The 7,418-nt window shown below is 72.6% G+C and carries 8 protein-coding genes; 6 read left to right on the top strand and 2 right to left on the bottom strand.

Annotation, left to right across the window (positions count from 1 at the left end; translation table 11 throughout):
- Positions 1–432: 432 nt before the first annotated feature.
- Positions 433–645 carry a DUF4287 domain-containing protein gene (locus ABZS54_RS41245; RefSeq protein ID WP_355548060.1) on the bottom strand — a complete coding sequence of 71 codons (213 nt, stop codon included), beginning with the start codon at positions 643–645 and terminating at the stop codon, positions 433–435.
- Positions 646–977: 332 nt separating this feature from the next.
- Here ABZS54_RS41245 and ABZS54_RS41240 point away from each other — a divergent pair, with 332 nt between their 5' ends.
- Positions 978–1,499: a universal stress protein gene (locus ABZS54_RS41240; protein WP_355548057.1), complete on the top strand. Its 522-nt coding sequence runs from the start codon at positions 978–980 to the stop codon at positions 1,497–1,499.
- A 231-nt stretch (positions 1,500–1,730) separates the two neighbouring features.
- Here ABZS54_RS41240 and ABZS54_RS41235 read toward each other — a convergent pair whose 3' ends face one another.
- The gene (locus tag ABZS54_RS41235) at positions 1,731–2,480 is read right to left on the bottom strand and encodes a response regulator transcription factor (protein ID WP_355548054.1); all 750 of its coding nucleotides are present in this window, start codon (positions 2,478–2,480) and stop codon (positions 1,731–1,733) included.
- 920 nt (positions 2,481–3,400) lie between these two features.
- Here ABZS54_RS41235 and ABZS54_RS41230 point away from each other — a divergent pair.
- From ABZS54_RS41230 to ABZS54_RS41210, 5 genes are all read left to right on the top strand, one after another.
- On the top strand, positions 3,401–4,309 hold the full coding sequence (locus ABZS54_RS41230; protein ID WP_355548051.1) for a universal stress protein: 909 nt from the start codon (positions 3,401–3,403) through the stop codon (positions 4,307–4,309).
- 241 nt (positions 4,310–4,550) lie between these two features.
- Positions 4,551–4,730 carry a hypothetical protein gene (locus ABZS54_RS41225; RefSeq protein ID WP_355548048.1) on the top strand — a complete coding sequence of 60 codons (180 nt, stop codon included), beginning with the start codon at positions 4,551–4,553 and terminating at the stop codon, positions 4,728–4,730.
- A gap of 172 nt (positions 4,731–4,902) precedes the next feature.
- Complete coding sequence (locus ABZS54_RS41220; RefSeq protein ID WP_355548045.1) at positions 4,903–5,370, top strand: hypothetical protein; 468 nt, start codon at positions 4,903–4,905, stop codon at positions 5,368–5,370.
- 103 nt (positions 5,371–5,473) lie between these two features.
- Positions 5,474–6,190, top strand: coding sequence for a TetR/AcrR family transcriptional regulator (locus ABZS54_RS41215; RefSeq protein WP_355548042.1), 717 nt, complete (start codon positions 5,474–5,476; stop codon positions 6,188–6,190).
- Positions 6,191–7,030: 840 nt separating this feature from the next.
- A complete protein-coding gene (locus tag ABZS54_RS41210) occupies positions 7,031–7,159 on the top strand; it encodes a hypothetical protein (protein ID WP_355548040.1) in 129 nt (42 codons plus the stop codon).
- Positions 7,160–7,418 lie beyond the last annotated feature (259 nt).

Genomic DNA, 7,418 nt, shown 5'->3' with positions numbered 1-7,418 from the left:
GCCGCCTCGGTGTGCGCGAGCATCGCCCGTGTCGACGGCGGAGTCCCGCGCCGCTCGCGCATCGGCGCCTTGGAGGTAGGCCCAGACAAGGGCCGCGACACCGGTGGCGGCCTGCACGGACGCGCCGATCAACTGGCCCGCGTCCGGACCGTCCAGCAACCAGATCACCGGAGTCGACGCAACAACCACAACCGCAGCCACCAACACCGCGATTCGCCACCCACTCGCCACCGCGCCGCCCCCTCACCGCCCGGGCCCGCCCACGCCCGACCACGAACGCGCGACGGCCACTTCCCCAGTACAGCAGAGCCGTGGCCGCGCCGGCCGCCATTTCGCCGACCGGCCTGGACACCGCGGGCCCGCGCCCCCGTGACGGGCCCACTGGCCCCGGTCCGACGACGACACGCCGGGCGCTCGGGTACGCCGCAGCCCCTACTTGCCGCTGTCCTCGGCGAGGGTGTGTGTCACGAGGGCGTTCGCGTGGCCGTGGCCGAGGCCGTGCTCGGTCTTGAGCCAGGTAACCAGCTCCATGTGCTTGGTCAGCAGCGAGGACCGGATCAGGCCCTGCCATTCCGAGACGGGCCGGCCGTACTTCTTCTCGATCGAAGGAAAGTAGGCGGCAGGGCCCTTCACGACGTCGCTCATCTTCTCGCGTCCTCTCGTCGGATCATGAGCATGATCATGACCGTGGATATCGGATTGTGACAGAGCGCCCACTCCCGGCGAATCGCCCGGGTCGCTCGGCCCCTGCCGTCCTTCTTGCCGATATGACCGCCCCGACCCGCCGGACTCATCGGCACCGAAAAGAGATCCGGGTCACACCCCCACACACACCGCCACGCCCAGTCGGTGTGCGGCCGGTACGCACGGCCGCGCTTGCGCCCGTGCGCGTTGCGGGTCCGGAGGTGTCGGGTCGACACTGGCCGGAAGGGCTCGCTCGTGCCCGGGCCCTCCTTTGCCGCTCGTAGGAGGCGCACATGTCACCATCGGGCGAGGACGCCGCACACTTGGCACCGTCGGGCGACGACTCGGCCACGCGTGACCTGGTCGTCGGCTTCGAAACGCACGCGCGCAGCGGTGCGGCCCTGGTGTTCGCCGCCGACCTGGCCGGGCGCCTGCGGATTCGACTGCGGGTCGTGCACGTGGTGGACTCCACGGACTATCCGAGCGATCCCGATCTCGCCGGATCCGACCTGGAGGCCCGACACCTGCGCGACGCCCTCGCCGGGCATCGCGCGGATGTGGAACGAACCCTGGCCGACTTTGCGGGCGAGTGGTCCTACGCCGACGAAACGGGCGATGCGCTGCATCGGATCGCTGCGATCGCGCACGACTGCGACGCGCTCATGATCGTCGTCGGCGGGCCCGGTACGGGCCCCGGGACCCTGCTGCATCGCTGGTTGGAGCGGTCTGTCGCCAGGGAACTGGCCGGGCACGCCGAACGACCCGTGCTCGTCGTGCCCGGCCGCCCGCCACCGGGGGACAGCGACTCGCAGTGATCCGCGCCGGGCCCGCCCGGGCTGCGCCGACGACATCCCTCGCCCTGCCGCCCGGGCCGAGCGAATGCAGGGCGTGACAGCGCGCATGCGGGACGTTGCAAGGGGGCGCGGGATGCGCGACCGCGAGGTGCTCACCGGCGGTGGGGTCAACGAGACGGCCGGCTTCGTGGGCACCACCGGAACGCCACCATCGGGGACTGAGGACGTCGGGTCGGGCTGCCGCCGGTTCGCTCAGTCGCAGGAGCGGCGTGGCAGCGTGCCGGCGAACACGGCCGCCTGGACGCGGCGTTCGAAGCCCAGCTTGTGCAGCATGGTCGACACGTAGTTCTTGACGGTCTTCTCCGCGAGGTGCATGCGCTCGGCGATCTGCCGGTTGGTCAGACCTTCCGCGACCAGGTCGAAGATCCGACGTTCCTGGTCGGAGAGCGAGGCGACCCGCGGGTCCTCCACCGATCCGGTACGCACGCGTTCGAGCACCTTCGCGGTGACCGCCGGATCGAGCAGCGACCGGCCGGCGGCGATCTCCCGTACGGCGCGCACCAGATCGTTGCCCCGGATCTGCTTGAGGACGTAGCCGGCCGCGCCGGCCATGATCGCGGAGAACAGCGCGTCCTCGTCGTCGTACGAGGTCAGGATCAACGCGTTGATCTCCGGGAAGGACGAGCGCACCACGCGACAGACGTCGACCCCGCTGCCGTCGGGCAGGCGCCCGTCCAGGATCGCCACGTGCGGGCGCAGCGCCGGTATTCGCCGCATCGCCTCCTGCGCGGACGTCGATTCGCCGACCACCTCGATGTCGGGTTCGGCCCCGAGCAGGTCGGCCAGGCCACGCCGGACGATCTCGTGGTCGTCCAAGAGGAACACCCGGATCCTGGCGTCCGGTTGCCCGCTCGTCGGCTTCGGCACAGGGATGCTCGCGGCGCCCGTGTCGCGCGGAAGCCGTGCTCCGGCGACGGCTTCGGTGGTGAGGCCGGCTTCCATGCTGTGCTCCCCGACGGTTGCGAACGCGCACCCGGTCGGGTCGACGCGCACTCAGTCTCGGGGCCGGGAGGCCCGCCGAACAGGGCCGGAAGTCCCGAACGATCGGGGCCGGTCGGCCCGCCCCCACGCCGATCGACCGTCAGCCCGCGCCCGGTGGGTGGCCGGGCGTCCGGTGCGAGCAAGGTCATCCGCTCCCGTCTTCCGCCTCAAGGCCGGCGGCCGGGGCACCGGTACCGGCCTGCGCTCACGCTGCCTACGCGAAGTCGACGCGGTCCGTCCGAGCCTGGGCTTCGCGGCAACCCTGTGCGTGGACGGACTGCCGGACACCCGCGTACCGAACCCGACGGCCGCCCCGTCGTCGCCGTCCTGCGCGGGATACTCGCCAACGCCGCCCGCCACGCCCCGGCGAGGTGCATCCAAGCCGAAGTCGAGGACGTACGGGTGCGCGTGCGCGATGACGGTCTCGGCCCGCCGGCCGACCACACCCGTGACAGCGCGGCCCGGCCAACCTCCGCGAACACGCGGAACCCCTCGGCCGTACCTGCTCGTTCGGGCCGGCCCCGGATGCCGGCGCCGTCCTGGACCGGCGGGCGACACCGGGCCGGCTCCGAGCCGTTCCCGACACCGCGATCCGGTCCGCCGTCCCGAGGCCCTCGGGTCCGCCCACTCCGGTGTGGGGGCGGCGCCCGCCACCCGAGCCGCCCGGCCGGCCCGTCCCGGCCCCGCCCGGTGGATTCGGCACCCACGCACGCGGGGTACGCACTCCCCGCCACCGATCGCCGCCGACCGGGTCGGCCCGGTCGGCCGGGTCGACCGGCTCACCCGGAGCGGGACATCCGGCCCTGGGCCCGGTCCGCACGACGACGAAGACTGATCACAGGCCGGCCCACCGGGGCCGCCGAGACACCGAAGGGATCGCCGTGAACCAGGCAGCCGACTCAACCGGTTCGACCTCCCAGCCGACTTCCCCGCGCGGACACGTCGTCGTCGGTTTCGACGGCTCGCCCGGCGCGGACCGGGCCGTGGACCTGGCCGCGGACGAGGCGCTGCGCCGGCACACCACCCTGGAGGTGCTGCACGCGCTCGAATGGGTCGAACTCGGCCACGCCGACGACCGCTTCGGGCAACAACTACGCGAGGAAGCCCGCAACATCGTCGACCGGGGCGCCGAACGTGCCCGGCTGCGCCACCCCGATCTGTCGATCCGCACCACCGTCGAATTCGCCAACGCCATCGACGCGTTGGAGGCCGCGAGCGACCGAGCCGCTCTGCTCGTGGTCGGCAGCCGGGGCCTGGGTGGCTTCGCCGGCCTGCTGCTGGGCTCGGTCAGCCTGCCCGTCTCGGCCGTGACCCGCTGCCCGCTGCTGGTCGTCCACCCCGATCACGACACGAGCGACAAGGATGCGGCGAAGCCGATCGTGGTCGGCGTATCCGACGACGACTGCGCCCCCGCGCTGGAGGCCGCCTTCGCCCAGGCCCAGTCCCAGGGCCTCCCGCTGCGCGCCCTGCACGTGTGGCGCTACCCGGCCATGATGGCGGGCAGCGCCGGTTACGCCCCGGCCTTGTACGACTGGCGCGAGGCCGCCCAGGCCACCCTGACCGCCGCCCTCGCGGCGCTGCGCGGGAAGTATCCGGACGTGACCGTCATCGAGGACATCGCCATCGACACTCCCGCCCACGCCCTGGTCACCGCGAGCGCCCACGCCACGCTGGTCGTACTGGCCGCCCACCGCAACACCGGCCGCTTCGGCCCCAACCTCGGCCGCGTCACCCACGCCGTCCTCCACCACGCCGACGCCCCCGTTCTGCTCGTCCCGATCGCCGGCTGACCAGGTCACCGGCGGCGGGCGCATCGAGTCGCCGTGCGGTGGGGGCATCGATGCGCCCACCGCCGGCGGCGCCCGGGCTCGATCAGCCGAGAGTCCCGGTCCAGGCATCGACGGTGGTGACCTCGGCTTGGCGCGGGAAGACCTCGTCGGCCGACAGGCGGCGGGTCTCCGGGTCGGGTCGGGTCGGGTCGGGTCGGGTCGGCGCAGCCGGCGGCCAGGGCCGTGAGCCGGCCGTCGACTGGTGCCGGACCCGCTCGGCGACCGCCGGATCGCCGACCGACGATGGCGACGATCCCTGCCGTTTCGGCAAGCCGGCCCCACGGACCGTGCCAGGCAGGACGTGCTCGACGCGGTCGGGCTGCGGCTGCGTGCGCTTCGCCGTGCGTGCGGCATCACCCTCGTCGACCTGCGTGACCAGTGACCACCACCGGAGTGCGCCAATGCACCCACTCCCGCCTGGACAGTGCTCGTGTTCGCCGGTGCGCGGTCGGGCCGGGGTGACCGTGTCGCTCGCCCGATTCCGGACCGTTCGCTGCCTCGGCTTCCCGTTCCGGTTGCCGAGAGGGGTATCCGAGATGCGATAATTCGAACATATGAACGACACCGCCGATGCCACACCGTCCTGGGAGCTGCCCAGCCGGTTCGACGTCGCGCGCCAAAAGGCCAGACTCGGCACCCAACCCTCGGGGGAACCCGCACGCGGGCCCGAGCCCGCCTCCGCACCGGCCGGGTTGGATCCGCGCACGGCGGAGGCGCTGTACGAGGTCTGCCCACCCGGCTACCGCAACCACGAGGTGCTGCGCCGCCACCCGGCGCTGCTGGTACGCCTGGCCCGGCACCACCTCCTGGCCGAGCTGGCCGAGCTTCGCCAGGGCTACTCCGACCTGCGCAGGGAGCTCAAGGACCGGGTTCCCGTGCACGTCATCCCGCAGGCGCTCGCGACGTATCGACGGGAGGCGGCTGAAATTCACCGCGCGCTCGAACGCGTCGCCGCCATCGAACGGAGCCTGCCCCCAGCGCCGCCCACCGGGCCACGGCCCGGGCGATCCCGGACCCGCTGACCGACACCGACCCCACCGCGCACCACTCCTGTGCCGATCAGACGACCTGGGGACCATAGCACCGAACCGCATCCGTACATCTGAGCACTGTTAAGATGTACGGGTGAGCAAAGAGCGATACCACCACGGGGAGCTGCGCGCCGCGCTGCTCGACGCCGCCGAGGCACTCGTGCGCGAACGAGGGGTCGACGGCTGGTCGTTGCGCGAGGCATCAGCCCGCGTCGGGGTCAGCCCGAGCGCCGCCTATCATCACTTCGACTCACGCGACGCACTCGTGCGCACCCTGTCCGAACGGGTGATCGCGCGCCTGGGCGAGCGGCTGCGCCGGGCCGCCCACCGTGCGTCCGGCGACCATCGCCACCGGCGCCTGATCGCCTACGGCCGCAGCTACGTGCGCTGGGCGTTGGAGGACCCGGCGGTCGCCCGGCTGGCCTTCGCCGCTGGTCACACCGACCTGCGCACACCGATCTCACCACACCCCCACGACGTGCTCGCCGCCGAATTGGACCGGCTCGTCGACACCGGCGAACTGCCCTCCGCCGCCCGCCCCGGAGCCGAATTCGTGGTCTGGGCAGCCGTACACGGGCTGGCCACGCTGCTCACCGACGGCCTGGTACACCTCGACGGCCTGCGCGCCGTCGATCGGGAGGCGGAGCGGCTGATCGACGCCGTTCTGACCGGCCTGACCCGGGAGCAACCGCCGGCGCGGCCGTGGCCGACACCGCGTTCCGCCCACTCGCAGCGCCTCGCCGACCGCGCACCCGACACGCCCACCACCACGACCGCCCTCGCCTCGAAGCCGACGGAGGCCCCGTCGTGACCACGCCCGGATCGCGGCCGGACCCGGCCGACGTGATGGCCCGCCGCCCGCAGGTCCGGAACCACCTCGTCCCACGCCTCACGACCCCAACCAGGCACCTGCGACCAATACGAATTCCGTCATCGCGGCACCGTACCCGAGCCCACCGACGGGACTTGGGAACCCGGCAGGCTCCGGACATACGAGTCAGGCGAGTGAACGGCGTCGAGGGGGTTCGTCACAGTCAGGGCGTGGGGATTTTGCACACCCCGACGTCATGATCGCGCGGCCCGGTCGGGGTCGCGACCCCTCCGACACAGGTGTAGGGGTCCGGCGGCGCGCGCCGCCGGACCCGTACACCTCGGTGCGCCTTTCGATTCCGAAGCAACGGCTCCGAGGCGGTACGCCACCCGGCATACCGGCCTCGAAAGCGTTGCGGGACAACCCTCGACGCCTGCCCGCGACCTCGACGCGCCCCTCCCGTCGAGAATCGCCCACAACGCCGTCGCACGGAATCGTCGAGCGCCCCTCCCCCTCCGACCATCAGCCCCGGCGTGACGCGGGAATCACGGTCGCCCCCCAGGATGCTGACGATCCGTCACGTTTGCGTGATCACATCGTCACCAGCCGTGAAGACGACTTTAGGGCCCGGTCCCGGTAAGAAAAAGGCGGCAAATCAGCCGGCCTGCTCGCCCGCGCCAACCGGCACAAACCATCAGTTGCCCGACTCCCGGGGTGCGTTCCGATCCGCGCCGCAGAACCGCCCGCCCTCCGGCTGCGGGACCGCCCAGCACGCGACGCGCCGGAGTCGGCCGCTGCCGCCGTTGGCCGAATACCGGTGCCCCGCCGCCCGACGCGTGGGTGGCCGCGTACGCGATGTTGCCCGACTTCACCGGCACGGTGGCCGAACTGCTCGCCACGGCCGAGGCCGCCGCCGGGCCGAGCGGCCGGCACATGCCGCCGACCGGGAGGGCCGGGTCGACCATGTAGTCGGCGTAGCCCACCCGTTGCCCGCGCCGCCGTGAACCCACGAAGCCCTCATCCCCCGACGACGGTCGGGAGATGAGGGCTGCAAGCCGCGCCGCCAACGCGCGGTACGCCGCAGGCTGCGGCTACTTCACCGGTTCCGGCTCCGCCGCGTCCTCCGGCTCGGCCTCCTCGGCCGCCGGTGGTTCGGGGAGTTGCACGGACTGCAACAGCAGTTGTGCCACGTCGACGACGCGGAGTTCCTCCCGGGCCTCGCCGGCCT

The organism is Embleya sp. NPDC005575 (assembly GCF_040605455.1).
Classification (GTDB): Bacteria; Actinomycetota; Actinomycetes; order Streptomycetales; family Streptomycetaceae; genus Embleya.
The sequence above is the reverse complement of the archived record's forward strand: the minus strand, read 5'-3'. Positions and strand labels throughout refer to the sequence as shown.